Here is a 466-nt window from a genome sequence, read left to right as displayed (position 1 = left end):
GCGCCGCTCCGGACACCGCCGCTCCGGCTCAGCCGCCCCCCAGCCGCGAGATCGTCATGACCCGCAGCGCGGTCGCCCGCCTGGCCTGCGCGCACTGTGCCCATATCGACGGCGTCGGCACCGCCTCCGCCACCGTCACCGGGCGCAGGGTCCACCTCACCATAAACACCCCCCTGCACGAAACCGATGAACTGCGCACCAGGGTCATCACCAAAGTACAGGAACGGCTTGAATCCACAGGCCTGGAACCGATGCCACGGGTCAGCGCGGCAGTCCGGTCCCGGAAGTCCTGACATGGCTGCCGCCCTCCCCGCACCGTGGAAAGCCCTCCCCGCACCGCGGAAAGAAGGATCATGATGCGCCAGACCACCGGAGTCCTCAACCGCACCTGGCTGCTCATCCTTGGCCTGCTCAGCCTGCTCGCCGGCGCCCTGCTCCTGCTGCTCGCCAGCGGGCAGCTCGCCGG

1 protein-coding gene is annotated in these 466 nt (G+C 69.7%); it reads left to right on the top strand.

Features of this window, described 5'->3' with window-relative positions; genetic code table 11:
• Positions 1-293, top strand: a 293-nt coding sequence (locus tag AC5RWU_RS24605; protein WP_493986786.1) for a DUF6286 domain-containing protein, incomplete at its 5' end; no start/stop codon positions are given.
• Positions 294-466 lie beyond the last annotated feature (173 nt).

The organism is Arthrobacter sp. B0427-1-12, from assembly GCF_059092905.1.
The sequence above is the reverse complement of the archived record's forward strand: the minus strand, read 5'-3'. Positions and strand labels throughout refer to the sequence as shown.